A 24292-nucleotide genomic window follows, 5' to 3' on the forward strand; every position below is an offset into this window, starting at 1 on the left:
TGTTGAATACGGCTTCATGAGCGAGAGCGCACGGGATGCCAGCAGGACAGCGGTGCTGGTCTGCCAGGGGCGGGCAGCCGCGGACGGCAGGGCTGCTGCCGGCCGGTTCGCGGATCCGGTGGCGGCCCGGCTGCTGGGCGTCGCGGAGCGTGCGCCGGTGGACGAGGTGCGCGCGGGTACTCCGCCGCAGGGCTGGCGGGCACGCACCACGTACGAGAGTGTGCGGGCGTGCGCCGAGGTGGTCGTGCCACGGACGGTGGCGATCGACGAGGCCCTGCGCGCCCGCGTGACCGGCCAGCTCGTCATCCTCGGCGCCGGTCTGGACACGCGCGCATGGCGTCTGCCCGAACTCTCCCGGACAGCTGTCTGGGAGGTCGACCATCCGGCCTCCCAGCAGGACAAGCGCGCCCGCCTCGCCGAGGCCGAGCGGGCGGCCGGGGAGCCCGAGGAGGGCGCCGGACTGCCGGCCCTCGCCCGGTCCGTGCGGTTCGCGCCGGTCGACTTCGCCGTCGACGACCTCGGTGCGGTGCTGGACGCCGCCGGGCACGACCCCGCCGCGCCGACGACTTGGCTGTGGGAGGGCGTCGTCCCGTACCTCACACGCGACGAAGTGCGCGCCACGGTGGCCGCGTTCGCCGCCCGGACGGCCCCGGGCAGCGCGCTCGTCGTCAACTACCAGGCGCCGTCGGTGAAAGCGGCCGCAGGGCGGCTGCTGACACGCGTGCTCGGCAGTTCCGTCATGGCGGGCGAGCCGTGGCGCTCGCTGTGGAAGCCGCAGACGATGGCCGCGCTGCTCGCGGAGTACGGCCTGCGGGTGGTGTCGGACGACACCCTCCTCGCCCTCACGCACACCCTCGCCGGCCCGGCGGGGGAACGGACATCGTTGCGGTCGGGCCGGGTGGCCGTCGCGGAGAGCCACTGACGCGAGGCAGGCCAGGGGCCGGACAGCCCCTAACCCCGCCCCAGCACCACCGTCCCCGACGAGCAGAACCACCCGCCCGTCCCCGAAGCGACCGCCAGCTCCGGCAGTCGGCCGCCCGCCTTGTGTACCTGGCGGCCCTCGCCCGCCTCGCCGCGTAGCTGTCGTACCGCCTCGACCAGCAGGAACAGGCCCCGCATCCCGGGATGGCAGGCGGAGAGGCCGCCGCCGTCGGTGTTGACGGGGAGCTCGCCGTCGCGCAGCAGCCGGCCCTTCTCCACGAACGCGCCGCCCTCGCCCTTCCCGCAGAACCCCAGATCCTCCAGCGTCACCAGCGTCATATAGGTGAAGGCGTCGTAGATCTCGGCGAGGTCGATCTCCGCCGGGCGGACCCCCGCACGCTCGAAGGCCAGCCGGCCGCTGACCGCCGCCGGGGAGACCGTGAAGTCGTCCCACTCCGACATCGTGGTGTGTGAGACGTGCTCCCCGGCCCCAAGCACCCACACGGGAGCCTTCGCGCAGTCCGGTACGTAGTCCTCGGCCACCAGCAGCACGGCGCAGCCGCCGTCGCTGCGGATGCAGCAGTGCAGTTTGGTGAACGGGTCCGCGATCATCGGCCCGCCCAGCACCTCGTCCACGGTGACCGGATCGCGGTACAGGGCGTCCGGATTGGTCGCCGCGTTCGCCCGCGCCTGCACCGCCACCTCGGCGAGCTGCTCCAGCGTCGTGCCGTACTCGTGCATATGGCGGCGGGCGGCCATCGCGTACTTGGCGATGAGCGAGTGGCCGTACGGGACCTCGAACTGGAGCGGGCCGCGTGCGCCGAAGGAGAGGTTCGACGTACGGCGCCGCGCCTTGATGTCGGCGCGGGCCGTGGAGCCGTACACCAGCAGCACCGCGTTGGCGTGGCCCGCCGCGATGGCGTCGGCGGCGTGGGCGGCCATGACCTCCCAGGTGGAACCGCCGACGGAGGTGGAGTCCACCCAGGTGGGTTTCAGGCCCAGGTACTCGGCGACCTCCACCGGGGCGAGGGTGCCGAGGCCCGCAGAGCCGAAGCCGTCGATCACCTCGCGGCCGAGGCCCGAGTCGGCGAGCGCGCGGCGCGCGGCCTGGGCGTGCAGGGCGTACGGGGTGGCGTCGTCGACCTTGCCGCAGTCCGACAGGGCGACACCGGCGACGGCGACCCGCCGCCGCGGCCGGGCAGATATGACAGAGGACATGAATCTGACGGTACATCAGATCCGATGAGTGGCAATGGGGCGGCGCGGCAATGGCGTCGGACGTGTCCCGTGCCGACTCTGTGCATCTGGATCCGAGCGCTTTACTATGACGCGCCGTCAGATCAGGAGAGGGGCCCGCTCATGGATGCCGCCTTCACAGCGGAGCAGGACGAGATCCGCCGCACTCTGCGCGAACTGCTCACGAAACGCTGCGGCCCGGACGGGGTCAAGGCCGCAGCGGCCACCCCGGCCGGGTACGACCAGGAGCTCTGGCGCGTCCTCGCCGAACAGCTCGGGCTGCCCGGCCTCGCGATCCCCGCTGAGTACGGCGGTGTGGGGTGCGGCCCCGCCGAGCTGGTGCTCGCCTGCGAGGAGACGGGCCGGGCGCTGCTGCCGTCCCCCCTGTTCGCTACGGCGGCGCTCGCCGCGCCGCTGATCACCGCACTCGGCACCGAGACCCAGCGCGCGGAGCTCCTCCCGGGCATCGCACGCGGCGAGCTGACCGTCACCCTGGCGGCGCCGCTCGGGCCCGCGCTCGGGCTGCTCGGCGACAACGCGGGCGACTGGGCGGGCGGCGGCCGGGCCGGTGGCGTCCAGGCGCGGCCCACCGAGGACGGGTGGCGGCTGTACGGGCAGGCCGACCAGGTGCTCGACGGTCACAGCGCCGGAGTCCTGCTGGTCGCCGCGCACACCGGGGGGTTCGCCCGGAGCCGCACGCTGCTCTTCCTCGTACGGGCCGACGCCGCCGGGATGTCCCGGGTACGGCAGACCGCGCTGGACGCGACCCGGCCGCAGGCCCGTATCGAACTACGCGATACCGCAGCGGAGTTGCTCGGTGAGAGAGGCCAAGGGGCTGCCGATGTGCCGAAGGCGCTGGCCCGTACCGGGTGTGCGGTGGCTGCCGTGCTGGCCGCCGAGGCGGTCGGCGCGGCGGACCGGGCGCTGGAGCGTACGGTCGAACACGTCCGGCAGCGTGAGCAGTTCGGACGGCCCATCGGCTCGTTCCAGGCCGTGAAGCACCGCCTGGCCGAGCTCTATGTGCAGGTACAGGCGGCCAGGTCGGCGGCCTACTACGCGGCCTGGGACCCGGCCGCGGGCGGGCTCGCGCTGGCACAGGGGCTGGAAGCGCTGCGGAGCGCCGCGTCCGAGGCGGTCCAGCTGCACGGTGGGATCGGCTTCACCTGGGAGCACGACATCCAGCTGTACTTCAAGCGGGCGTCGTCGGACGAGCTGCTGTTCGGGCCGGTGCACGGGCTGCGCGCGCACGCGGCGGAGCGTGCGGGGCTCTTCACCGGGCGAGCGGCGGTCGCGGTCTGATGCTTCCCGGAACCCGACTGGTACAGAAGGTGTCGTCCACCCGTACGTTCGCCAGGATCGCGCCCCACGTCATACCGGCCGTGGACCGTACGGTGCACCGGCTGACCCGGGGGAAGGTGCTGCTCAGCGCGCAGATGCTGCCCGGGGTGATCCTCACGGCGACGGGCGCGAGAAGCGGTCTGCCGCGCGTTACGCCGTTGGCGTGCATGCCGGAGAAGACGGAGCCGGGGGACGGGACGGAGCGCGAGCCGTGGCCGCGCAGCTGGATCCTCGTCGGGTCGAACTTCGGGCGGCCGGGCCATCCCGCCTGGACGGCGAATCTGCTGGCGCACCCGGACGCGGAGGTGAACTGGAAGGGGCAGGACATCCAGGTCAGGGCGCGGCTCCTGGAGGGGGCGGAGCGGGCGGGGGTGTGGGCCACGGCGCTGACGTTCTGGCCGCCGTACGCCGCATATGAGGCGCGGGTGGACCGGGAGATCCGGCTCTTCCGTCTGGAGCGCCGCTGACGGGCGCGTGCTGGGTGCCGCGGGCTGTGTGCGCTGCGTGCTTCGTGCTGCGGGTACGCGGACGGCGGACCACCTCGGTGGCCCGCCGTCTGCGCGACAGGACGAAGGACGTGGTGGCGCCCCGCGGTTACTTTGTCGGCTTCTTACCCGTAATGCCCATATGGACCAAGAGGGCGAGGTTCGGGCGGAGTTCAGCCTGTTTGACGCCCCAGGTCTGGAACCCCTTCTGGTGCGCGGCCACCGCGGCCAGCATGGCGACCAGGGAGCCGGCCATCGCCGCCGGGCTGACGTCCTTGTCGACCCTGCCCTTCCCCTGTAGCTCCTTGACCGACTCGGTCAGGGAGTTGGTGACGGAGGTCAGGATCTTCATTCGGATCTTGTAGAACCGCTTGTCCCCCTCCGCCGCGCCGAGGTCGACGACGCGGAGGATCGCGTCGTGTCGGCGCCAGAAGTCGAGGAATCCCTCGACGAGTTCTTCGGCCGTCTGCCAGCCGGCCTTGCCGGTCCAGGGGCGTCCGGAGACCAACTCGGTGAGCCCCGCACCCTCCTTGGCCATTTCCTCGGCGATTTCGAGGACCGCGCCCTCGACGTCCGGGAAGTACTGATAGAAGGTCGCGGGCGAAGTCCCCGCCTTCCGGGCCACGTCGATGACCTTGACGTCCCGGTACGGCGAGGAGCTGAGCATCTCGCTGAGGCAGTCGAGCAGCTTCTGCCGCGTCGCCTGGCCTCGCCGACCGGCCACGCGGCCGTCGACGGTGCGTACTTGTCCTGTCATGCCGTCAGCTTACCGAGGGGTGATCGGAGCGCGATTCGGCCGACTGCAAATGGGGTTCGGGCTGGTAATGGAGGGCCCGTCGGCAGCGGCAGGGGCTGGGGAAGGATTGATATTGTTATCAACAGGCTGTGGATAACTTCCGTGGACAACTCATCCAAACAACTTCTGGCCGTGACGGGCACCACATTCAGCCCGGTGCGCCGCCATATTCAGTCCGTGCGGCGCCATGTCCAGCCCTCTGCGTGCCATATACCAGCCCTGTCCGGGCGCCCTATCAGATCCCGTGTGGGTGTCATGTCCGGATCGCGGTGAGACACCCCGATCCGCCCCCGGGTTCGCAACGAGCACGTCAGCCAGGAACAATCAGGGTGCGCACCGCCGGGTGGTGCCCAGTGGTGAGACCCTGAACTCAGCTGTATTTCGCGGACCCCCTTCCCCGGGGCCCGTACGGGGAGGTGGCAGGCGCGTGGTGGAGCAGCTGACGCAGCACGATCCGAGGCGGATCGGCCCGTTCGAGGTGCTCGGGCGGCTCGGGGCCGGCGGTATGGGGCTTGTCTATCTGGCGCGCTCGGCCTCGGGCCGGCGCGTGGCGATCAAGACCGTACGGACCGAACTCGCCGAGGACCAGCTGTTCCGTGTCCGCTTCTCCCGCGAGGTGGAGGCCGCCCGGGCCGTCAGCGGTTTCTACACGGCCGCCGTGGTCGATGCCGACGCCCGTGCCGCCGTGCCGTGGCTGGCCACCGCGTACGTACCCGCGCCGTCTCTCGAAGAAATAGTGAATGAGTGCGGGCCGATGCCGGCCCAGGCGGTGCGCTGGCTGGCCGCCGGGATCGCCGAGGCCCTGCAGTCGATCCACGGCGCCGGACTGGTCCACCGGGACCTCAAGCCGTCCAATGTGCTGGTGGTGGAGGACGGGCCGCGCGTCATCGACTTCGGTATCGCGTCCGGCGTCTCCAACACCCGGCTGACCATGACGAACGTCGCCGTGGGCACCCCCGCATACATGTCACCCGAACAGGCCAAGGACTCGCGCAACGTGAAGGGCGCGAGCGATGTGTTCTCGCTCGGATCGACGCTGGTGTTCGCGGCCACCGGCCATCCGCCGTTCCACGGGGCGAACCCGGTCGAGACGGTGTTCATGCTGCTGCGCGAGGGCCCCAACCTGACGGGGCTGCCCGATGAACTGCGGCCGCTGATCGACGCGTGTATGCAGCAGGAGTTCACCCAGCGGCCCAGTCCGGAGGACCTCCAGGCGCAGCTGGCGCCGCATCTCTTCGCGTCGGGCGGCGACGACAGCGGCACCGCTTCCGCCTGGCTGCCGGCCAGGGCCACCGCGATGATCGAGACCCGGCGCGGCGGCCGTCCGCCCGCGGTGCCGAGGCCCGCGCACCCCTCGCCGCCGCCGAGACCGGCGTACGAACCGCCGCAGCCGCCGCCCCAGCAGCCCCGGGCCCAGCCGCAGCCCGGCCACCAGCAGGCGCAGCAGGCCCCCGCGCAGCAGAGCCGGGCTCAGCCGCATCCCCAGCCCCAGCCGCAGTCCGGGTGGCGGGACGGGGCCGTGCGGCTGCCCGGCTCACAGGTGCCGATCGGTCCCGGGCCGCGAGTGGCGGAGGCCCGCGCGCACGCCGTCGCGTCCGCCGGGCCCGCGACAGGCTGGGTGCGTGCCCCGGGAGGCCGGCAAGCGGCGGAGGCGGCGCCCCCGACGGCCGCACCGCCCCCGCCCCGGGCCCCCGATGAGGGCGTCCGCTGGCGCCCGTGGCGTTTCCGTATGTCGAACGACGTCTGGGGGACCCCGGCCGTCGACGGCGATCTGCTGTACGTCACCTCGTTCGAGGTGCACGCCCTCGATGTGGGCAGCGGGCGGCGCCAGTTCAAGACCAAGGACGTGGCGTGGGCGATGGCCGTCTCGGGCGGCCGGATCCACGCGTCCGACGGGCCGACGCTGTACGCGCTGGACGGCACCGACGGCACCGACCGGTGGCGGCTGTCCACGGATGCGTGGGTGTACTCGCTCCAGGCCGAGCGCGGCACGGTCGTCACCGGCACCCGGGGCGGCGGCGTCCAGGCGTGGGAGGCGTCCAACGGTGAGAAGCTGTGGGAGCTGAGAGGCGCCCAGACGGATTTCGAGACGCCGGAGTCCGGGCCCGCGATCCACGGGGACACGGTGTACGTCTGGAAGGACGGCCGCCTCTTCGCGCTCGATCCCCGTACCGGAGTTGAGCGCTGGTCGTACCCGGTGGGCGACGCGGCCGCGTGCGGGGGAGTACCCATCCGGGTGACGTCGGCCGAAGACGGCTGCGTGTACATCGCGGCCGGGACCCGGGTCCTGTCGGTCGACCGCTCGTCCGGCCTGGTCCGCTGGCACTTCGAGGCCCCCGCGGTCTTCCTGTCGGCCCCGGCCTTCGCGCCCGGGCCCGCGGTGGCCGGGGGAGGCGTGTACCTCGCCGACTACCTCGGCACGGTGTACGCCATCGACTCCGCGACCGGTAAGGACCGCTGGCGCATCGCCACCGAGTCCCGGCAGTCACTCCACCCGCTCCTCGTCGCACAGGGCAACATCCATGTGGGCAGTGGGAGCGCGCTCTACACGCTGGACGCGGTGACGGGCACCCCCAAGTGGCGCTTCGCCGCGGGCGGCGAGGTGGTCGGAGCGCCGGTGGTGGCGGACGGCAGAATCCATTTCGGCTCGGCGGACCACTGCCTCTACACACTGGACGCGGTCGGCGGCCAGCTCCGCTGGAAGCTGGCCACGGGCGGCGAGATCACCGGATCCCCGGTGGTCCGCGCGGGAGTCGTCTACGCGTGCAGCAAGGACCGTTGCGTGTACGCCCTGGACGCGATCAAGGGGACGGGCACAGGCCGGAATTAAGTCCTCCTGGGGGCCCTCCCAGCGGTAGCTGGAGGACCGGGGGTCCGAAGGGGGTCACTCCCCGGACGGCCGAGCCCTCGTGGCCCCACTATCCCGCTCCCCCGGCTCCTCAGGAGCCGTAAGGTCCGCAGGCAGGTCAGCCGAGCTGAAGGACAACGTGTCGTGCTCGGCCCCCGGCTCGTACGGCTGGTCGATCGGCTGCCCCACCGGCCGGCCCACCTGCTGCCCCATCGGCCGGTCCACCTCAGTCGGCTCGTACGCCGACGCGGCCGGATAAGCCCCCGTACCCCACGCCTCGGGCCCAGGCCCAGGCCCGGGCACCGGCTCGGGCTGAGGCGCAGGCGCAACCGCCCGTACCCGCCGCCCCCGCATCAGCCCCGCCCCCAGGAGCATCAGCACCCCGCCGATCAGCGCGTACCCGACACCGAGCCCCAGCCCGCTGCCGTTGGAGCTGAGCACCAGGCTGTGCTGCGCGATGCCGACGCGGACCATCCACAGCACGGTGAAGCCGATGGTGACCAGGCCCGCCAGCGTCACCAGCAGGCGTGAGCGCAGCAGAATACCGATCACGGTGATCAGCGCCGCGAAGGCGAGCGGGATCAGGACGGAACCGCCCGCGTCGCCGGGCTTGGTCGCCGTGATGCCGTTGAACAGGTCCTGGATGCGGTACTCGCTGCCGTGGCGGCCGTCGTACCAGTTACGGAAGGGGCTGTATACGGCGGCCGCCGCTCCGACGAGAGCGACGAGGGAGCCAAGGACAGTGCGGATCATCTTCGGTCTCCTCCACCGGATCTCGATTTCGACGCTACGCCGGGGGCGCGACGCCTGCCACCACAGCGCGGCGCCTCCTGTTACGGTGTCGGCCGAATGGGGGAGATGACATGATCATGCGACGTTTGAGGTTCAGTGCCGTCCTGGTGGGAGTGGTCCTCGCGCTGACGGGCTTCTCGCGGCACAGCAGCCACAGCCACAGCCACAGTTCCAGCGGTGGCGGCTGTTCTAGCAGCAAGAGCCACAGCAGCTCCACCACGAGCCACCACCACTACTACAACGACCGCACCAATGGTTCGACGACCGGCTCCACGAGCGGTTCGAGCAGCGGCACGGCCGCGCCCGCGCCCTCCGCCACCGGCACCGTGGTGACCTGCGCGAAGAAAGGCAATCCGGTTGCGACCGTACGGGTGTCGGCCAGGGCGGCGAGCGGGCGGCACAGCTACCGCGTCCACATGAGCTTCCTGGGCGAGGGCGGCACCATCGTCGACACGGGGGCGGCCGTCGTGGAGTTGTACGGAAACTCCAGCGCGACGGTGAGGGTGCCGATGTCGGTCTCGTCGGAGGACTCGGTCACGACGTGCCGAGTCGACTCGGTGCTCTCCCAGTACTGACGGGCAGCCCGCACCAGCTACCGCCACCCGCTACCGCACCCGGAACCCACCACCGCCCTTCCTTGCGCCGAACAGCGCCGACTGCCGGTCCGGCGGCAGGTTGCCGAGCGCCACCAGATGGGGGGCCTGCGCCAGAGCCTGCACGCGGGCCCCCTCCTTCGCGGCCCACACCGCCCGTACCGTCCCCTGCACCGCGTCCGTCGGATACGAGGCGATGGTCTCGGCACAGCCGACCGCGGCGGCCAGCTCGTCGCCGGGCGGCGTCACCTCGCTGACGAACCCGGTCTCGTACGCCCGCTGCGCCGAGATCCGCTCGGCCGTCCCCATCAGCGCCATCCGCGCGACCTCGCCGAACGGCATCCGCTGCGCGAGGTAGATGGTCTCGTAGGCGCTGACCATGCCGTACGACGTGTGCGGGTCGAAGAAGGTGGCGTCATCGGCCGCGATCACGAACTCCGCCTCACCCAGCAGGTAGAACGCGCCGCCGCACGCCATCCCGCGCACCGCCGCGATCACCGGTTTCCAGAGGTCGTTGGCCTTCGGGCCGATCGCGATCAGCGGGTCGTCGACGGAGTACGGGGACGCCGGCTGCGGCACCTCGGCCGAGCGGTCGATTCCGGTGCAGAAGGCCCGGGTCCCGGCGCCGGTGACGACGACCGCCCGTACCGAGGTATCGAAGCGGAAATCCCTCCACAGGGCGGACAGTTCACCCGCCGTCTCCAGGTCGACGGCGTTCAGCCGGTCCGGCCGGTCGAGCGTGACGACCGCGACGCCCGTCTGCTGGTTCCTCTCGACGCGCAGGCTCATGGCCGCTCCAGCAGCCAGCGCGGCAGGGTCATCCCGTCGGCCTCGGTGAAAGCGACCTGCACCCGGGCGCCGATACGCAGCCGCTCGGGGGCCACCGAGTTCAGTGGTGCGTCCGGCGCGGCGACCACGTTACCGACGAGCCGGATGTGCGGGGCGTCGGCCAGCTCCACCACGACCGTGTTGTAGGGGGCCTGCGCCGCGTAGTCGGGCAGCAGCGGCGGGTGCGGGAAGACGTACGACCAGATGCGCCCGCGCCCGGACATCAGCTGCCACTCGCTGTCGAAGGACTGGCACTGCGGGCAGCAGGGCCGGGGCGGAAAGCGCAGCGTGGCGCACTCCGCGCAGGACTGGACGCGCAGTTCGTGCCGGGCGGCGTACTCCCAGAAGGGTGCGCCGTCCTCGTCGGTGACCGGCTGGAGCATCGGGACTCAACTCCTCAGCAGGATCGCGGATGTGGGGACGCACTCGCCCGCCGTGACCAGGCAGGTACTGGCGTCCGGCACCTGGGCGGTGGAGGTGCCGCGCAGCTGTTTGACGCCTTCGGTGATGAGGTTGAAGCCGTGCACGTACGCCTCGCTGAGCCCGCCGCCGCCCGTGTTGAGCGGCAGCCTGCCGCCGATCTCCAGCGCGCCGCCCTCGGTGAACCCGGCGCCCTCGCCGCGTCCACAGAAGCCGTACCCCTCAAGGGAGAGCGGGACGAGCGGGGTGAAGGCGTCGTAGATCTGCGCCACGTCGACGTCGTCGGGGCCGAAGTCGGAGTGCTTCCAGAGATGCCGGGCCGCGGTCCAGGAGGGCCCGGTCAGTGGTTCGTCGTTCCAGTAGTTGACCATGCCGTGGTGCTGGGCGGGCAGGCCCTGGGCTGCCGAGTGCACGTACACGGGCTTGCGCCGGCAGTCGCGGGCGCGGTCGGCGGAGACGATGACGCAGGCCAGCGCGCCGTCCGTCTCCAGGCAGTTGTCGAAGAGGCAGAGCGGTTCGCTGATCCACCGCGAGGTCATATACATGTCGCGGGTCAGCGGGCGGTCGTACATGATCGCGGCCGGGTTCTGGTTGGCGCGGTTGCGGCAGGCGAGCGCGACGTTGAAGAGGTGGTCGCGGGTGGCGCCGTACTCGTGCATGTACCGCCGGGTCAGGATGCCGATCTCGTCGGCGGGCCGCAGCAGGCCGAAGGGGCGGGTCCACTGGGCGGGGGCGGGCAGTTGGATAGCCGTGTTCTTCCAGGGGCGCGGGCCGCTGCCGCGTTTGCGGGCGCGCCAGGCGACGCCGACGTTGGCCTGTCCGGTCGCGACGGCCGCCGCGAGGTGCGCGACGGTCGCGCAGGAGCCGCCGCCTCCATAGCCGACCTTCGAGAAGAAGGTCACGTCTCCGGCCCCGACGGCCTTGGCGACGTCGACCTCGTCGGTGTCCTCCATCGTGTACGAGGAGAACGCGTCCACCTCGGACGGTGCGATCCCGGCGTCGTCCAGAGCGGCGAGGATCGCGCGACAGGCCAGCGCCTTCTCGGATTCGGGGAGTTGCTTGGCGAACGTGGTCTGGCCTATCCCGACTATCGCCGTTGCGTCTTTGAGCGTCGCCACTGCCATCGCCACCTCCGGGGACGTCATGACTGCTGACAGCGGGGAAGGCTACCGCTAATCTGACGGTTAGTCAGCTACGGACGGTCGGCTACTGGTCGCGGGAGGCAGACGATGCGCGGGGACGTGGAGTGGGGCAGTATTCCGGCGCTGGTGCGGTCCGCTGCCGAACGGTACGGCGAGCGGGAGGCCGTCGTCGACGGCCGTACCCGGATCTCCTACCGGGAGTTGGGTGAGCGGGTCGAGCGGGCGGCCGCCGCGTGCATCGCCTCGGGGGTGAACGCCGGTGACCGGGTCGCGGTCTGGGCGCCCAACACCGTCGACTGGATCGTCTCCGCACTGGGCGCTGTGACGGCGGGCGCGGTCCTGGTCCCGCTGAACACCCGCTTCAAGGGCGCGGAGGCGGCGTACGTACTGGAGCGCAGCGGCGCCAAGCTGCTCTTCGTGACCGGCACCTTCCTCGGCGCCTCGTACGTGGCGTCGCTGCGGCGCGCGGCGGGCACCGGGAGCGGTCCGGGTCCGCTTCCCGCGCTGCCGCAGCTGGAGCAGGTCGTGGTCCTGTCGGACGACGCCCCGGAGTCCTTCCGCACCTGGAAGGACTTCCTGGCGGGCGGCGAGCACGTCTCCGGCGCCGCGGTACGGGCCCGCGCGGACGCGGTCGACTCATCGGCGCTCTCGGACATCATCTTCACCTCGGGCACCACGGGCCGCCCCAAGGGCGCCGTCATCACCCATGCGCAGACCCTGCGCTGCTACGGCATCTGGTGCGAGCTGGCCGGGCTGCGCGAGGGCGACCGCTACCTCATCGTGAACCCGTTCTTCCACACCTTCGGCTACAAGGCGGGCATCATCGCCTGTCTGATGCGGGGCGCGACGATGGTGCCGCAGCCGGTCTTCAACGTGGACACCGTGCTCGCCAACGTCACCGCCGAACGCATCTCGGTACTGCCCGGGCCGCCCACCCTCCACCAGTCCCTGCTCGACCACCCGGCCCGCGACCAGTTCGACCTGAGCGCGCTGCGGCTTGTGGTGACGGGCGCCGCGGCCGTCCCGCTCCAGCTGGTCGAGCGGCTGCGCTCGGAGCTGCGCATCGCGACGGTGATCACGGCGTACGGCCTCTCCGAGGCGAGCGGCATCGTCACGATGTGCCGCGGGGGCGACAGCGCCGAGGTGGTGGCCACAACCTCGGGCCGCGCGATCCCGGACACCGAGGTACGGGTGTCGGCGCCACCCGGTGAGCCGGGGGAGGTGCTGGTGCGCGGCTTCAACGTCATGCGGGAGTACTTCGAGGCCCCGGAGGCGACGGCGGAGGCGTTCACGCCGGACGGCTGGCTGCGCACCGGGGACGTGGGCGTCCTGGACGCGGCGGGCAATCTGCGGATCACCGACCGGATCAAGGACATGTTCATCGTGGGCGGCTTCAACGCGTACCCGGCGGAGATAGAGCAACTGCTCGGTCTGCACCCGGACATAGCGGACGTGGCGGTCGTCGGCATCCCGGACGGCCGGCTGGGCGAGGTCGGCAAGGCGTACGTGGTCCGGCGCCCCGACGCGACGCTGACGGCGGACGATCTGATCGCTTGGTCCCGCCGCGAGATGGCGAACTACAAGGTCCCGCGCGAGGTCGAGTTCGTGACGGAACTCCCGCGGAACGCGAGCGGGAAGGTGGTGAAGGGGGAGCTGCGGGGGCGTAGGTGACGTACGGGCAGTGACACGCGCCCGGGGTGTGAGCTCAGTCACAGTTGGTATGATTGCCAGTATGGCAACCAAGAAGTACACCGTGACACTCCCGGAGGAACTGGCCGAGGAGATCCGTAGCGAGGTCGGCCCCGGCAGCTTCAGCGCGTATGTCACAGCAGCCATAGAACGCCAGCGGGAGCGGGACCGGCTGGGTGAGTTGGTGGCGTGGCTGGAGAAGGAGCATGGTCCGGTCACTGAGGAGGAGCTGGCGGCTGCTGAGGCCGAGCGGCATGAGGCGGAGCGGTACTTCGCCGCCCAGTCGGCCAACGTTGCTGGTCAGCAGGACGCTGCTTGATGGACGTCAGGTGCTATGTGCTGGACTGCGAGGGTCTTTCGCGGACAGCGCTGGGAGACCGGGCGATGGCGGCCCGGGTCAAGGATGCGCAGCGGTCGGGGATGCGCGTGGTGACCAGTTCGATGACGCTGATTGAGGCATACCACGGCCAAGTAGGGCGTGCGGCCTGGGGCTGGGCGAGGTCGCAGGTGGTCGTGGAGCCGGTCACGCGGGATGTGGCCGAGGAAGCGATCAAACTGCTCGGAGTGACCGGGCTGCACGGTCACAAGTACGCCACGGACGCGGCACTGGCGGTTATCGCGAAACGCCAGGCCGGAGGCGTTCTGCTGTTCACCTCGGACGAGGACGACATGAAGAAGCTCTGTGGCCCACGGGTCCTGGTGCGGTCCGTCTGATGCCTGTGGGGTCGGCAGCGGTGCTGCCGACCCCCGTAGCCGACGGCCCGGGGTTTTCCCCGGGCCGCTTGTGGCTACAGCGGGGCCGAGGTGATGTGGCCGTTGGCCGGGCCCGCGGTGGTGGGCTGGACCTGGGCGTGAGACGGGCCGGGGCTCGTCACATGGCCGTTGGCCAGGGCCGGTGTCGCGGACACCGCCGCTGTGGCGATCACCAAGGCGGCGGTGGCGAACAGCTTCTTCGTCAGTGTCATGGCAGCTCTCTCGTTACGGGAGGGTCGGGTGGGTGCGGACATACGGCAGCGGCCGTGGTGGCTCCCCCTCCGGGCCACCACGGCCACTGTTCCCCCGATTCCCCCGTGCCCCGTCGTGAAGGTCTCAGATCACGCGGGCTTGTCGGTGACGTGTGCGTTGTCGGGGCTCACCGCGGTCGGCTTGTCCGTGACGTGCGCGTTGGCGGGCTTTACCGCGGTCGGCTTGTCCGTGACGTGAGCGTTGTCCGGGTCAACGGTGGTGTCGTTCTGCGGCTCTGTGGCCATGGTGGTCAACTCCCCTGTTCGTGAAGGTCTGTGGTGCTGAAGCCCGTCCGGCTGCTCCCCCGAGCGCTGCCGGACGGACGTTCCGCAGGCCGCTCACCTTAGTTCGCCGGTGCGGGGCCCCTCCTGACGACCGCCTGCCCCCCGATGCGGCGGCTCGTCGTGGAATGAGAATGTCGGGTCGCGATAAACAAACGATGAACGCCCGCTGCGGGGCGTGGACCGGCCATCCGATGCGCGGTTTCAGGCCGCCGCCAGCGGTGCCAGCAGCTCGCGCACCTCGTCCGCCTCGGGTGACTTGAGCTCCTCGTAGATGGCCAGGGCCTCCAGCCAGCAGACCCGGGCGCGGCCCGACTGCCCTATGCCGTTCAGGGCGCGGCCCAGCACGGTGAGGACGTTGCCGCGCCGCCACTCGCCGCCGATGCCGCGCAGGACGGTCAGCGCCATCTCTGCCCCGGCCGCCGCCTGGGCGCAGCGGTCAGCGGCGATGTCGACCTCGGCCAGCCGGAAGAGGGCCATGCCCTCCCAGAGCCGCTGCCGGCTGTCGCGGAAGACCTCCAGGGCCTCCCGCAGCCGGTCGGCTGCGGCGGTGAGTTCACCGCTCTTGGTCAGCGCGAGCCCCAGTGCGTAGCGGCCGTTGGCGCCCTTGAGGGCATGGCCCATGCGGTCGTACATCTCCGTGCCCTGCCGGGAGAGAGCCACCGCCTTGTCGACGTCCCCGGTGACGAGGTGGAGCCGCGAGAGGTTGCACAGCGCGCTCGCCTCACCCGCCATGTCCTCGCACTCCCGGAACCCCTCGACGGCCCGGCTGAGATGCGTCTGCGCCGTCCCGACGTCGAAGTGGCCCTGGTAGAACTCCAGAATGCCGCGGAGATTGGCCGCCCAGCACGCCGACAGCCGGTCCCCGGTCCGTACCGCGATCCGGTCCGCCTCCTCGGCGTCCTGTCCGGCCTGGTCGAACCGGCCGGCCACATGGTGCACATAGGTCAGCGTGATGGCCGCCCGCCCCTCGGCGTGCTCGTCGCGTGCGGTGCGCGCGGCGTCCCGCAGGAGGCCGGCCGCGTAGCTGTACTCCTTCGAGTTCGCCCCCGACTCCGCCAGATCCAGCGCGGCCCACAGCAGGTCGACCGACCGCCGCAGTGTGCCGGGCGCGCCGGCCGACTGGCGGACGCACGCCAGCAGGGACATCGCCTCCGCGTACAGCCAGTCCTGGGCGTCGTGCCGGTCCGTGAAGGCCAGGCCCTCGTACCTCGTCGGCTCCAGGTGGTCGACCAGCCGGTCACCCGGGCGCTCGATCGCGTACACCCGGGCCGCCGTCGCCAGATAGAAGTCGAGCAGCCGCGACAGCGCCAGCTCCCGTTCCACCGGCGGCTGTTCGTCGCGCTCGGCGCAGGAACGCGCGTAGAGCCTGACCAGGTCGTGGTAGCGGTATCTGCCGGGCGCGGCCGATTCCAGGAGCGAGGTGTCGACCAGCGACTCCAGCAGGTCCTCCGCCTCCCGGGCCGGCACGTTCAGTACGGCGGCGGCCGCGGCCAGTGAGAGGTCCGGGCCCTCCGCCAGGCCCAGCAGCCGGAACGCCCTTGCCTGCTGCGGCTCCAGCTGTCCGTACCCCAGCTCGAACGTGGCCTTCACCGCCAGATCGCCCGCCTGCAGCTCGTCCAGGCGGCGGCGCTCGTCGGCGAGCTTCGCGGCCAGCACCGAGACCGTCCAGGTGCGGCGGGCAGCGAGGCGCGAGGCCGCGATGCGGATCGCCAGCGGCAGGAAGCCGCAGGCCGCCACCACGTCAAGGGACGCCTGGCGTTCGCTGCCGACCCGCTCCTCCCCGACGATCTTCGTGAAGAGCTGGAGCGCCTCCTCGGGCGACATCACATCCAGGTCCACCAGATGCGCGCCCGCCAGATCGACCATCCGGGCGCGGCTGGTGACCAGGGCCGCCGACCCGGCCGTGCCGGGCAGCAGCGGGCGGATCTGCGCGGCGTCGCGCGCGTTGTCGAGCAGCACCAGGACCCGGCGACCGTCGAGCGCGGTCCGGTAGAGCGCGGCGCGCTCGTCGAGCGAGTCGGGGATGGCCGAGTCGGCCGTACCGAGCGCCCGCAGGAACGCGCCGAGCACCGCCTCGGGTTCCGCGGCCCGCGATCCGGCGCCCTGCAGGTCGACATACAGCTGCCCGTCGGGAAAGTGCGGCCGGGCCGCGTGCGCCACATGCACGGCGAGCGTCGTCTTGCCCACCCCGCCGATGCCGGCCAGCGCCGACACGGCCATCACCGAGCCCTCGGCGGTTCCCAGTCGGTCGCTCAGCTCCCGTACGAAGGCGGCCCGCCCGGTGAAGTCAGGCACGGTGGCGGGCAGTTGCGCCGGACGTACAGCGGTGGGCGAGAGGGGAGCCGACTCCTCGGCCGGCCGGGCCAGTTCCGCGTCCGCCTGGAGGATCCGCTGCTGGAGCCTGGCCAGTTCGGGCCGGGGGTCCACCCCCAGCTCGTCGGCGAGCAGCTTGCGCGTGTCGGCGTACACGGCCAGCGCCTCGGCCTGCCGCCCGCTGCGGTACAGCGCCAGCATCAGCAGCTCGCGCAGCCGCTCCCGCAGCGGATGGGCGGCGGTCAGCGAGGTCAGCTCGGAGACCGCCTCCGCGTGGCAGCCGACCTCCAGGTCCATGTCGAGCCGGGATTCGGTCAGTTGCAGTCGCCACTCCTCAAGGGCGGCCCGCTGGGTCTCGGCGTACGGCCCCGGGACGTTCGCCAGGGGCTCGCCGTCCCACAGCTCCAGCGCCTCGTCGATCAGGGCGCGCGCCGTGGTGCGGTCGCCCTTGCCGGCGGCCTTCTCGGCGTTCGCGGCCAGCTGCTGCGCGCGGTGGAGGTCGACGGCCTCGGCCCGTATCCGGATCGCGTACCCGCCCGACTCGCTGACCAGGACCCCCGGGTCCAGGACCTTGCGCAGCCTGGAGGCGTACGTCCGGACCGCGGCCAGTGCCTGGGAGGGCGGGTCGTCGCCCCAGATCGCGTCGATCAGCTCCCCCGCGGTGGCCGTCCGGCCGTCGCGGGTCAGCAGCGCGGCCAGCAGCGCGCGCTGCTGCGGCGATCCGGACGGCAGCGCCTCGCCGTCACGCCAGGCGCGCACCGGCCCGAGCACGCTGAACGTGAGCCTGCCGCCCCGGTTCTGCTGCGGAGTCCGCTGCCCCGGTACGCGCGGCCCGCTGTCACGGTCCATAGCTGCCCCTGCCTCCTGCCCGTGCCTGCTGCTTCGGGTGGTTGTCCGGTCCGCACCTGTCCGCACCAGTGAGTCCCCGTCCGCACCCGTCCGCTCGTATCGCACAGGCCAGTTTGCCTTGTTCATGGCGAGTACGTCAGCTCTGGGGGTGCCTCTCCACAAGCTCTCCGCCAACCGGCGCGCCGGATCATTGCCGCATCTTTCGGCAGCGAGAGCCGCAACACTAGCTGACGGCTCGTCAGATCGGCGCTACGGTGGAGAGCATGGAGACTTTCCCGAAGATCATCTCGGTGGACGACCACACCGTGGAACCTCCCGGCGTCTGGCAGGACCGGCTCCCGTCCAAATACCGGGACATCGGTCCACGCATCGTCCGTGCGCCCCTGAAGGAAATGTCCTTCATGGGTGGGAAGTTCGCCCCCGTCATGGGCGCCAAGGGCGACGACGGGCCGATCGGCGACTGGTGGATCTACGAGGATCTGCACCGGCCGCTGACCCGTCTCGACACGTCGGTCGGCTACGACAGGGACGACATCAAACTCGAAGTCATCACCTACGAACAGATGCGGCCCGGCTCCTTCTCGGTGCCCGACCGCCTCGCCGACATGGACGTCAACCACGTCCAGTCCGCACTCTGCTTCCCGACCTTCCCGCGGTTCTGCGGCCAGACCTTCACCGAGGCGAAGGACCGCGAACTGGCCCTGCTCGGCGTCCGCGCGTACAACGACTGGATGGTGGAGGAGTGGTGCGGCCCCGAGGCGCACGGCCGCCTCATCCCGCTGCCGATCGTCCCGCTGTGGGACGCGCGGCTCGCGGCGGACGAAGTCAGGCGCAACGCCGCACGCGGGGTGCGCGCGGTCGCGTTCTCGGAGATACCCCCGTTCCTGGGGCTGTCGTCCATCCACACCGACGACTGGGACCCGTTCCTCGCCGCGTGCGACGAGACCGGCACGGTGATCGGGATGCACATCGGTTCGTCGTCGAAGATGCCGTCCACATCGGCCGACGCGCCGCCGGCGGTCGGCTCCACGATCACCTTCGCCAACTGCTGCTTCTCGATGGTCGACTGGCTGATGAGCGGCAAGTTCGAGCGTTTCCCGAACCTGAAGATCATGTACGCGGAGGGCCAGATCGGCTGGATCCCGTACATCCTGGAACGCGCCGACGTGGTCTGGGAGGAGAACCGCGGCTGGGGCGGAGTGGCGGACAAGGTCCACCGGCCGCCGTCCGAGCTGTTCACCGAGCATGTGTACGGCTGCTTCTTCGACGACGCCTTCGGGCTCAAGAACCTCGACTCGATCGGGGTGGGGAACGTGCTGTACGAGACGGACTACCCGCACTCCGACTCCACCTGGCCCAAGTCCCGTGAGGTCGGCGAGGCCCAGATGGGGCACCTGGCCCCGGACGTGGTGGACCGCATCGTGCGCGGCAACGCGATCGAGCTCCTCGGCCTCACCGAGGACGGCCTCTGGGCGGGGTGACCGGGCCCGCTCGTCGCCACCGCAGTGTGCGAGGTCACGTTATTTCTTGCCGCTTTTCGCAGGGCGCACAGGAGGAGTCCCACCCATGCCAAGGGTCTTTCCCGAAGGGCAGCTCGTCTACGGGATGCAGTTGCCCATCCAGTCCCAGAGCACCATCTACGCGGAGGCGTGGGAGGCCGCCGCCACCCCGCACGACCTCGCGGAGATCGCCCGCACCGCCGACCGCACCGGCTTCGCGTACATCGCGGGTTGCGACCACGTGGCCATCCCGCGGCGGCTCGCCGAGGCCATGGGCACCGTCTGGTACGACCCGGTCGCCACCCTCGGCTTCCTGGCCGGGATCACCCGGCGGGTACGGCTGATGAGCCATGTCGCCGTCCTCGGGCTGCGGCACCCGCTGCTCACCGCCAAGCAGTACGCGACCCTTGACCACCTCAGCGGCGGGCGGCTGATCCTCGGGGTCGGGGCGGGGCACGTGCCGGAGGAGTTCGAGGCCGTCGGGGCCGACTTCGCGGGGCGCGGACCCGTACTGAACGAGTCCATCGACGCGCTCCGGGCCGCACTCGGGCCCGACGAGTACCCCGAACACCACGGTGAGCTCTTCGACTTCGGCGGACTGGCCCAGCTGCCCAGACCGGCTCAGCGCCAGGTACCCGTCTGGGTCGGCGGATCGTCGCCTGCCGCCGTGCGCCGGGCCGCCGAGCGGGCCGACGGATGGCTGCCGCAGGGCGACCCGCGGGACCGGCTGCCCGCGCAGATCGCCCGGCTGCGCACGCTCAGGGAGGCGGCCGGGGTGACGGACCCGATCGAGATCGGTGCCATCACCGAGCCGCTGTACGTGGGGGAACCCGGCCGGCCGGTCGGCCGCAGGACCCTCACCGGCAAGCCCGACGCCATCGCCGAGTCGCTGCGGGAGTACGCGGCGATGGGCGTGGACCAGATCCAGGTGCGGTTCCGCAGCCGGAGCCGCACCGAACTCACCGACCAGATGGCGGCCTTCGCCGCCGATGTCGCTCCGCACCTCAACCAGTGATCAGCAGTCCGCACTTCAGTCAGCAGTCAGTGGTCCGCACCTCAATCAGCAGGGAGAGCGGTATGGGCAAGCTCGACGGGCGGGTCTTCGTCATCACCGGCGCGGCACGCGGACAGGGTGAACAGGAGGCGCGGCTCTTCGTGGCCGAAGGGGCGAAGGTCCTGCTCGGCGATGTGCTGGACGAGCAGGGGTCGGCGCTCGCCAAGGAGCTGGGGGAGTCCGCCGCGTACGTACGGCTCGACGTGACCCAGGAGGCGGACTGGAATGCCGCCGTGGAGGCGGCCAAGGAGACGTTCGGAAAGATCGACGGGCTGGTCAACAACGCCGGGATCCTGCGCTTCAACGAGCTGGTGACAACTCCGCTCGACGAGTTCCAGCAGGTCGTGCAGGTCAACCAGGTCGGTGCCTTCCTCGGCATCCGGACGGTCGCGCCGGAGATCGGGGCGGCGGGCGGCGGGACCATCGTCAACACCGCCTCGTACACCGCGCTGACCGGGATGGCGTTCGTCGGCTCGTACGCGGCGACCAAGGCCGCGATCGTCGGGCTGACCAGGGTGGCCGCGATGGAGCTGGCGGCGAAGGGCATCCGGGTCAACGCGATGTGTCCGGGCGCCATCGACACCCCTATGAGCAACCCCGCCCAGCTCGACCCGGACGCGGATCCGGCGGAGTCGTCGGCGGCCCTGGACGAGCTCTACCGGAAGCTCGTGCCGCTGGGGCGGGTGGGCAGGCCCGAGGAGGTGGCCAGGCTGGCGCTCTTCCTCTCGGGCGAGGACTCCTCGTACATCACCGGGCAGCCGTTCGTCATCGACGGCGGCTGGCTGGCCGGGGTCAGCATCTTCTGACGTACGGCATCTTCTGACGTACGGCATCTTCTGACGTACACACCCGCGCGCTCCGCCTACCTGACTGGCCGTCAGGTATTGACGCTCCTCGCGTGCGGTGCCACAGTCGACTTCACCGCAATCTGACGATGTGTCAGAAAAGCGGCAAGACCTAGGGACGGTGAACCCCTTTGGAATTCGGGCTCTTTGTGCAGGGATACGTACCGAAGAAGCGCGCCCAGGCCGATCCCGAGGCCGAGCACAAGGCGCTGATGGAAGAGACCGAGTACGTCATCCAGGCGGACAAGTCCAACTTCAAGTACGCCTGGGCCTCCGAGCACCACTTCCTGGAGGAGTACTCGCACCTCTCCGCCAACGACGTGTTCCTCGGCTACCTCGCGCACGCGACCGACCGCATCCACCTCGGATCCGGCATCTTCAACCCGCTGGCACCGGTCAACCACCCCGTCAAGGTCGCCGAGAAGGTGGCCATGATGGACCACCTCTCGGAGGGCCGCTTCGAGTTCGGCTCGGGGCGCGGTGCGGGCAGTCACGAGATCCTCGGATTCATGCCGGGCATCACGGACATGAACCACACCAAGGAGATCTGGGAAGAGACCATCGGCGAGTTTCCCAAGATGTGGCTCCAGGACGAGTACGTCGGCTTCCAGGGCAAGCACTGGTCCCTGCCGCCGCGCAAGATCCTGCCGAAGCCGTACGGGAAGTCGCACCCGGGCATGTGGTACGCGGCCGGGTCCCCCTCCTCGTACGCCATGGCCGGCAAGAAGGGCCTCGGGGTGCTGGGGTTCAGCGTCCAGAAGGTCTCGGACATGGAGTGGGTCGTCGAGTCGTACAAGAACGCGGTGAAGGAGGCCGAGCCGATCGGCGCCTTCGTCAACGACAACGTCATGGTGACCTCGACCGCGATCTGCGCCGAGACCCACGACAAGGCGGTCGAGATCGCTGTCAGCGGCGGCCTCAACTACCTGCAGTCGCTGCTGTTCCGCTACCACGACACGTTCCCCAGGCCCGAGGGCATACCCGAGTGGCCCGAGCTGCTGCCCGAGTACAGCACGGAGATCATCGAGCTGCTCATCGCGGAGGAGCTGATGATCTGCGGTGACCCCGGCGAGGTGCTCCAGCAGTGCAAGCGGTGGGAGCAGGCGGGGGCGGACCAGCTGTCGTTCGGGCTGCCGATCGGGATCTCGCCGGAGGACACGCTCAACACGATCAAGCTCATCGGTGAACACGTCATCCCGCAGATCGACACGGACCCGGTCCACCGGACGACCCGTTTCCGGCAGGCCGGCGCGTAGGCCGGACCGTCACCTCGGGGCGGACGGCGGCTCCATCCCGGACGGCTGCCGTCCGGTTCCGGCCGGTGTGTACGGGGGAGCGGCCTTCCCGTACACACCGGCCGGAGCCATGCGCCATTTCCAGCCCGCCCGGCCCGTCACTTCAAGCCCGTCCGGCGTTTGAGGGCGGAACCGGCGCTCCGTGCCGGGGTCGCATCCGGTCTGCCTCACCCTGCCGGCGGTCATTTCAAGCCCGTCCGGCGATTGAGGACGGAACGAGTGACCGTTCCCCCGGTCGCCCCCGGTCGCCGCCCCCCCGCTCGCCCAGAAGACCCGGAAGCCACAGAAGAGAAGGGACCAGACCACATGCTCGACCACCTCATCCGCGGAGCGACAGTCGTGGACGGCACCGGTGCCCCCTCGTACGTCGCGGACCTCGGCATCCGAGCCGGCCGCATAGCCGTCATCGCGAAGCCCGGCACCGTCACCGAACCCGCCGCGACCACCGAGGACGCGACGGGCCTCGTGCTCGCCCCCGGCTTCGTCGACCCGCACACCCACTACGACGCACAGCTCTTCTGGGACCCGTACGCCACCCCCTCCATGAACCACGGCGTGACCACCGTCGCGGGCGGCAACTGCGGCTTCACCCTCGCCCCGCTCAATCCGGACCACCCGGGAGACGCCGACTACACCCGTCGCATGATGTCCAAGGTCGAGGGCATGTCGCTGGTCGCGCTCGAAGAGGGCGCCCCCTGGAACTGGTCGACCTTCGCCGAGTACCTGGACGCTCTGGACGGCCGTACGGCCGTCAACGCGGGCTTCATGGTGGGCCACTGCGCCCTGCGCCGGCACGTGATGGGCGCGGACGCGATCGGGGGACAGCCCACCGAGGAACAGCTCGCCGAGATGCTGCGGATCTTCCACGAGGCGATGGAGGCGGGCGCCTGGGGGTTCTCCACCACCCAGTCGTCCACCCACTCCGACGGCGACGGCGAACCCGTCGCCTCCCGGCACGCCGGCCCGGCCGAACTGCTCGCTCTGTCCAAGGCGGTCGGTGAGCACGAGGGCACCCAGATCGAGGCGATCGTGGCCGGCTGCCTCGATCAGTTCAGCGACGAGGAGGTCGACCTCTTCGTAGGGATGAGCGCGGCAGCGGGCCGCCCGCTCAACTGGAACGTCCTGACCATCGACGCCGCCGTGCCCGAACGCGTACCGCGCCAGCTCAGCGCCAGCGATCGCGCGCGCGAGGCGGGCGGCCGGATCGTCGCCCTCACGATGCCCATCCTGACCCCGATGAACATGTCGCTCGGCACGTTCTGCGCGCTGAACCTGATACCCGGCTGGGGCGACATCCTGGGGCTCCCGGTGCCCGAGCGGATCGCGAAACTGCGCGACCCCGACGTACGGGCGGAGATGCTGCGGCACGCCAACAGCAAGGAGGCGGGCGTCTTCCGGCGGCTGGCCAACTTCGGGCGGTACGTCATCGGCGACACCTACTCCGAGGCCAACGAGGGGCTCAGCGGCCGGGTGGTGAAGGACATCGCGGCCGAGCGCGGGCAGGAGCCGTTCCACTGCCTGGTGGAGATCTGCGCCAACGACGAGCTGCGCACCGTGCTCTGGCCGATGCCGTCCGACAACGACCCGGACTCCTGGGAGCTGCGGCGCAAGACCTGGGAGCACGAGGACGTCATGCTGGGCGGCTCCGACGCGGGCGCGCACCTGGACCGGATGTGCGGGGCCCCGTACACGACGCGCTTCATCGGCGACTGCCTGCGCGGCCGCAAGCTGGTCGGCCTCGAAGCGGCGGTGAAGATGCTGACCGACGACCCCGCCCAGCTCTTCGGGCTGCGCGAGCGCGGCCGGATCGAGGAGGGTTTCCACGCCGACCTGGTGCTGTTCGACCCGGAGCGGATCGCGGCGGGCCCGGCGACGCTCGTGCACGACCTGCCCGGCGACAGCCCCCGCCTCGACTCACGGGCGATCGGCATCGTGTCGGTACGGGTCAACGGTGTCGAGACCATCCGGGACGACAAGATCACCGGCGCGGTGCCGGGCACAGTGCTGCGGTCCGGCCGCGACACCAGGACGGTGGCGACCCGTTGAACGCAGGGCAGGAG

Annotated in this window: 22 protein-coding genes; 13 read left to right on the forward strand and 9 right to left on the reverse strand. The window is 71.0% G+C overall.

The annotated features are described in order from the left end of the window. Positions 1–16: 16 nt before the first annotated feature. Positions 17–922 (forward strand): class I SAM-dependent methyltransferase, encoded by a 906-nt coding sequence (locus OG452_RS20330; RefSeq protein ID WP_327297004.1) that lies wholly within the window; start codon positions 17–19, stop codon positions 920–922. A gap of 29 nt (positions 923–951) precedes the next feature. Here the strand turns inward: OG452_RS20330 and OG452_RS20335 are convergent, their stop codons facing one another. Then, complete coding sequence (locus OG452_RS20335; RefSeq protein ID WP_327297005.1) at positions 952–2139, reverse strand: thiolase C-terminal domain-containing protein; 1188 nt, start codon at positions 2137–2139, stop codon at positions 952–954. 141 nt (positions 2140–2280) lie between these two features. Between OG452_RS20335 and OG452_RS20340 the strand changes: the two genes are divergently transcribed. Beyond that, positions 2281–3456 carry an acyl-CoA dehydrogenase family protein gene (locus tag OG452_RS20340; RefSeq protein WP_327297006.1) on the forward strand — a complete coding sequence of 392 codons (1176 nt, stop codon included), beginning with the start codon at positions 2281–2283 and terminating at the stop codon, positions 3454–3456. Continuing rightward, a complete protein-coding gene (locus OG452_RS20345; RefSeq protein ID WP_327297007.1) occupies positions 3456–3962 on the forward strand; it encodes a nitroreductase family deazaflavin-dependent oxidoreductase in 507 nt (168 codons plus the stop codon). The genes OG452_RS20340 and OG452_RS20345 overlap by 1 nt, the downstream gene beginning before the upstream one ends. 127 nt (positions 3963–4089) lie before the next feature. Here OG452_RS20345 and OG452_RS20350 read toward each other — a convergent pair whose 3' ends face one another. Beyond that, the gene (locus OG452_RS20350; protein WP_327297008.1) at positions 4090–4737 is read right to left on the reverse strand and encodes a TetR family transcriptional regulator; all 648 of its coding nucleotides are present in this window, start codon (positions 4735–4737) and stop codon (positions 4090–4092) included. Positions 4738–5203: 466 nt separating this feature from the next. On the opposite strand from OG452_RS20350, the gene OG452_RS20355 reads away from it, so the two are divergent. Beyond that, positions 5204–7606, forward strand: a complete 2403-nt coding sequence (locus OG452_RS20355; protein WP_327297009.1) for a serine/threonine-protein kinase — start codon at positions 5204–5206, stop codon at positions 7604–7606. Between the two features lie 54 nt (positions 7607–7660). Here the strand turns inward: OG452_RS20355 and OG452_RS20360 are convergent, their stop codons facing one another. After that, positions 7661–8377: a hypothetical protein gene (locus tag OG452_RS20360; RefSeq protein ID WP_327297010.1), complete on the reverse strand. Its 717-nt coding sequence runs from the start codon at positions 8375–8377 to the stop codon at positions 7661–7663. Between the two features lie 110 nt (positions 8378–8487). On the opposite strand from OG452_RS20360, the gene OG452_RS20365 reads away from it, so the two are divergent. After that, positions 8488–8991, forward strand: coding sequence for a hypothetical protein (locus tag OG452_RS20365; RefSeq protein ID WP_327297011.1), 504 nt, complete (start codon positions 8488–8490; stop codon positions 8989–8991). Between the two features lie 30 nt (positions 8992–9021). On the opposite strand, the gene OG452_RS20370 is transcribed toward OG452_RS20365, so the two are convergent. The 3 genes from OG452_RS20370 to OG452_RS20380 are packed head-to-tail and all read right to left on the reverse strand — an operon-like array spanning position 9022 to position 11402. Beyond that, entirely contained in the window at positions 9022–9798 is a 777-nt protein-coding gene (locus tag OG452_RS20370; protein ID WP_327297012.1) for an enoyl-CoA hydratase/isomerase family protein, read from the reverse strand. Continuing rightward, on the reverse strand, positions 9795–10220 hold the full coding sequence (locus OG452_RS20375; protein WP_327297013.1) for a Zn-ribbon domain-containing OB-fold protein: 426 nt from the start codon (positions 10218–10220) through the stop codon (positions 9795–9797). The genes OG452_RS20370 and OG452_RS20375 overlap by 4 nt, the downstream gene beginning before the upstream one ends. Before the next feature lie 6 nt (positions 10221–10226). Further along, positions 10227–11402, reverse strand: a complete 1176-nt coding sequence (locus OG452_RS20380; protein WP_327297014.1) for a lipid-transfer protein — start codon at positions 11400–11402, stop codon at positions 10227–10229. A gap of 84 nt (positions 11403–11486) precedes the next feature. On the opposite strand from OG452_RS20380, the gene OG452_RS20385 reads away from it, so the two are divergent. From OG452_RS20385 to OG452_RS20395, 3 genes are all read left to right on the forward strand, one after another. Next, complete coding sequence (locus OG452_RS20385) at positions 11487–13070, forward strand: FadD3 family acyl-CoA ligase (protein ID WP_327297015.1); 1584 nt, start codon at positions 11487–11489, stop codon at positions 13068–13070. 61 nt (positions 13071–13131) lie between these two features. After that, positions 13132–13407 (forward strand): hypothetical protein, encoded by a 276-nt coding sequence (locus tag OG452_RS20390; RefSeq protein WP_327297016.1) that lies wholly within the window; start codon positions 13132–13134, stop codon positions 13405–13407. Next, complete coding sequence (locus OG452_RS20395; protein ID WP_327297017.1) at positions 13407–13802, forward strand: hypothetical protein; 396 nt, start codon at positions 13407–13409, stop codon at positions 13800–13802. The genes OG452_RS20390 and OG452_RS20395 overlap by 1 nt, the downstream gene beginning before the upstream one ends. A 74-nt stretch (positions 13803–13876) precedes the next feature. Here OG452_RS20395 and OG452_RS20400 read toward each other — a convergent pair whose 3' ends face one another. The 3 genes from OG452_RS20400 to OG452_RS20410 all read right to left on the reverse strand — a co-directional run bounded on the left by OG452_RS20400 (position 13877) and on the right by OG452_RS20410 (position 17539). Continuing rightward, positions 13877–14053, reverse strand: a complete 177-nt coding sequence (locus OG452_RS20400) for a hypothetical protein (RefSeq protein ID WP_327297018.1) — start codon at positions 14051–14053, stop codon at positions 13877–13879. 129 nt (positions 14054–14182) lie between these two features. Further along, positions 14183–14338, reverse strand: coding sequence for a hypothetical protein (locus OG452_RS20405; RefSeq protein WP_327297019.1), 156 nt, complete (start codon positions 14336–14338; stop codon positions 14183–14185). 240 nt (positions 14339–14578) lie between these two features. Continuing rightward, complete coding sequence (locus OG452_RS20410) at positions 14579–17539, reverse strand: AfsR/SARP family transcriptional regulator (RefSeq protein WP_327297020.1); 2961 nt, start codon at positions 17537–17539, stop codon at positions 14579–14581. Positions 17540–17802: 263 nt separating this feature from the next. On the opposite strand from OG452_RS20410, the gene OG452_RS20415 reads away from it, so the two are divergent. From OG452_RS20415 to OG452_RS20435, 5 genes are all read left to right on the forward strand, one after another. Further along, positions 17803–19020: an amidohydrolase family protein gene (locus tag OG452_RS20415; protein WP_327297021.1), complete on the forward strand. Its 1218-nt coding sequence runs from the start codon at positions 17803–17805 to the stop codon at positions 19018–19020. A gap of 85 nt (positions 19021–19105) precedes the next feature. Further along, entirely contained in the window at positions 19106–20053 is a 948-nt protein-coding gene (locus OG452_RS20420) for an LLM class F420-dependent oxidoreductase (RefSeq protein WP_327297022.1), read from the forward strand. A gap of 62 nt (positions 20054–20115) precedes the next feature. Beyond that, on the forward strand, positions 20116–20898 hold the full coding sequence (locus OG452_RS20425) for an SDR family NAD(P)-dependent oxidoreductase (protein ID WP_327297023.1): 783 nt from the start codon (positions 20116–20118) through the stop codon (positions 20896–20898). Between the two features lie 170 nt (positions 20899–21068). After that, positions 21069–22193 (forward strand): LLM class flavin-dependent oxidoreductase, encoded by a 1125-nt coding sequence (locus tag OG452_RS20430; RefSeq protein WP_327297024.1) that lies wholly within the window; start codon positions 21069–21071, stop codon positions 22191–22193. Positions 22194–22538: 345 nt separating this feature from the next. Beyond that, complete coding sequence (locus OG452_RS20435; protein ID WP_327297025.1) at positions 22539–24278, forward strand: N-acyl-D-amino-acid deacylase family protein; 1740 nt, start codon at positions 22539–22541, stop codon at positions 24276–24278. Positions 24279–24292: the final 14 nt, after the last annotated feature.

It is taken from the genome of Streptomyces sp. NBC_01197, assembly GCF_036010505.1.
Lineage (GTDB): Bacteria > Actinomycetota > Actinomycetes > Streptomycetales > Streptomycetaceae > Streptomyces.

What these genes read in the sequence shown, in the direction of transcription:
- OG452_RS20330 (WP_327297004.1), top strand. Translation starts at nt 17, where the DNA reads ATGAGCGAGAGCGCACGGGATGCCAGCAGGACAGCGGTGCTGGTCTGC.
- OG452_RS20335 (WP_327297005.1), bottom strand. Translation starts at nt 2,139, where the DNA reads ATGTCCTCTGTCATATCTGCCCGGCCGCGGCGGCGGGTCGCCGTCGCC.
- OG452_RS20340 (WP_327297006.1), top strand. Translation starts at nt 2,281, where the DNA reads ATGGATGCCGCCTTCACAGCGGAGCAGGACGAGATCCGCCGCACTCTG.
- OG452_RS20345 (WP_327297007.1), top strand. Translation starts at nt 3,456, where the DNA reads ATGCTTCCCGGAACCCGACTGGTACAGAAGGTGTCGTCCACCCGTACG.
- OG452_RS20350 (WP_327297008.1), bottom strand. Translation starts at nt 4,737, where the DNA reads ATGACAGGACAAGTACGCACCGTCGACGGCCGCGTGGCCGGTCGGCGA.
- OG452_RS20360 (WP_327297010.1), bottom strand. Translation starts at nt 8,377, where the DNA reads ATGATCCGCACTGTCCTTGGCTCCCTCGTCGCTCTCGTCGGAGCGGCG.
- OG452_RS20365 (WP_327297011.1), top strand. Translation starts at nt 8,488, where the DNA reads ATGATCATGCGACGTTTGAGGTTCAGTGCCGTCCTGGTGGGAGTGGTC.
- OG452_RS20370 (WP_327297012.1), bottom strand. Translation starts at nt 9,798, where the DNA reads ATGAGCCTGCGCGTCGAGAGGAACCAGCAGACGGGCGTCGCGGTCGTC.
- OG452_RS20375 (WP_327297013.1), bottom strand. Translation starts at nt 10,220, where the DNA reads ATGCTCCAGCCGGTCACCGACGAGGACGGCGCACCCTTCTGGGAGTAC.
- OG452_RS20380 (WP_327297014.1), bottom strand. Translation starts at nt 11,402, where the DNA reads ATGACGTCCCCGGAGGTGGCGATGGCAGTGGCGACGCTCAAAGACGCA.
- OG452_RS20385 (WP_327297015.1), top strand. Translation starts at nt 11,487, where the DNA reads ATGCGCGGGGACGTGGAGTGGGGCAGTATTCCGGCGCTGGTGCGGTCC.
- OG452_RS20390 (WP_327297016.1), top strand. Translation starts at nt 13,132, where the DNA reads ATGGCAACCAAGAAGTACACCGTGACACTCCCGGAGGAACTGGCCGAG.
- OG452_RS20395 (WP_327297017.1), top strand. Translation starts at nt 13,407, where the DNA reads ATGGACGTCAGGTGCTATGTGCTGGACTGCGAGGGTCTTTCGCGGACA.
- OG452_RS20400 (WP_327297018.1), bottom strand. Translation starts at nt 14,053, where the DNA reads ATGACACTGACGAAGAAGCTGTTCGCCACCGCCGCCTTGGTGATCGCC.
- OG452_RS20405 (WP_327297019.1), bottom strand. Translation starts at nt 14,338, where the DNA reads ATGGCCACAGAGCCGCAGAACGACACCACCGTTGACCCGGACAACGCT.
- OG452_RS20410 (WP_327297020.1), bottom strand. Translation starts at nt 17,539, where the DNA reads ATGGACCGTGACAGCGGGCCGCGCGTACCGGGGCAGCGGACTCCGCAG.
- OG452_RS20415 (WP_327297021.1), top strand. Translation starts at nt 17,803, where the DNA reads ATGGAGACTTTCCCGAAGATCATCTCGGTGGACGACCACACCGTGGAA.
- OG452_RS20420 (WP_327297022.1), top strand. Translation starts at nt 19,106, where the DNA reads ATGCCAAGGGTCTTTCCCGAAGGGCAGCTCGTCTACGGGATGCAGTTG.
- OG452_RS20425 (WP_327297023.1), top strand. Translation starts at nt 20,116, where the DNA reads ATGGGCAAGCTCGACGGGCGGGTCTTCGTCATCACCGGCGCGGCACGC.
- OG452_RS20435 (WP_327297025.1), top strand. Translation starts at nt 22,539, where the DNA reads ATGCTCGACCACCTCATCCGCGGAGCGACAGTCGTGGACGGCACCGGT.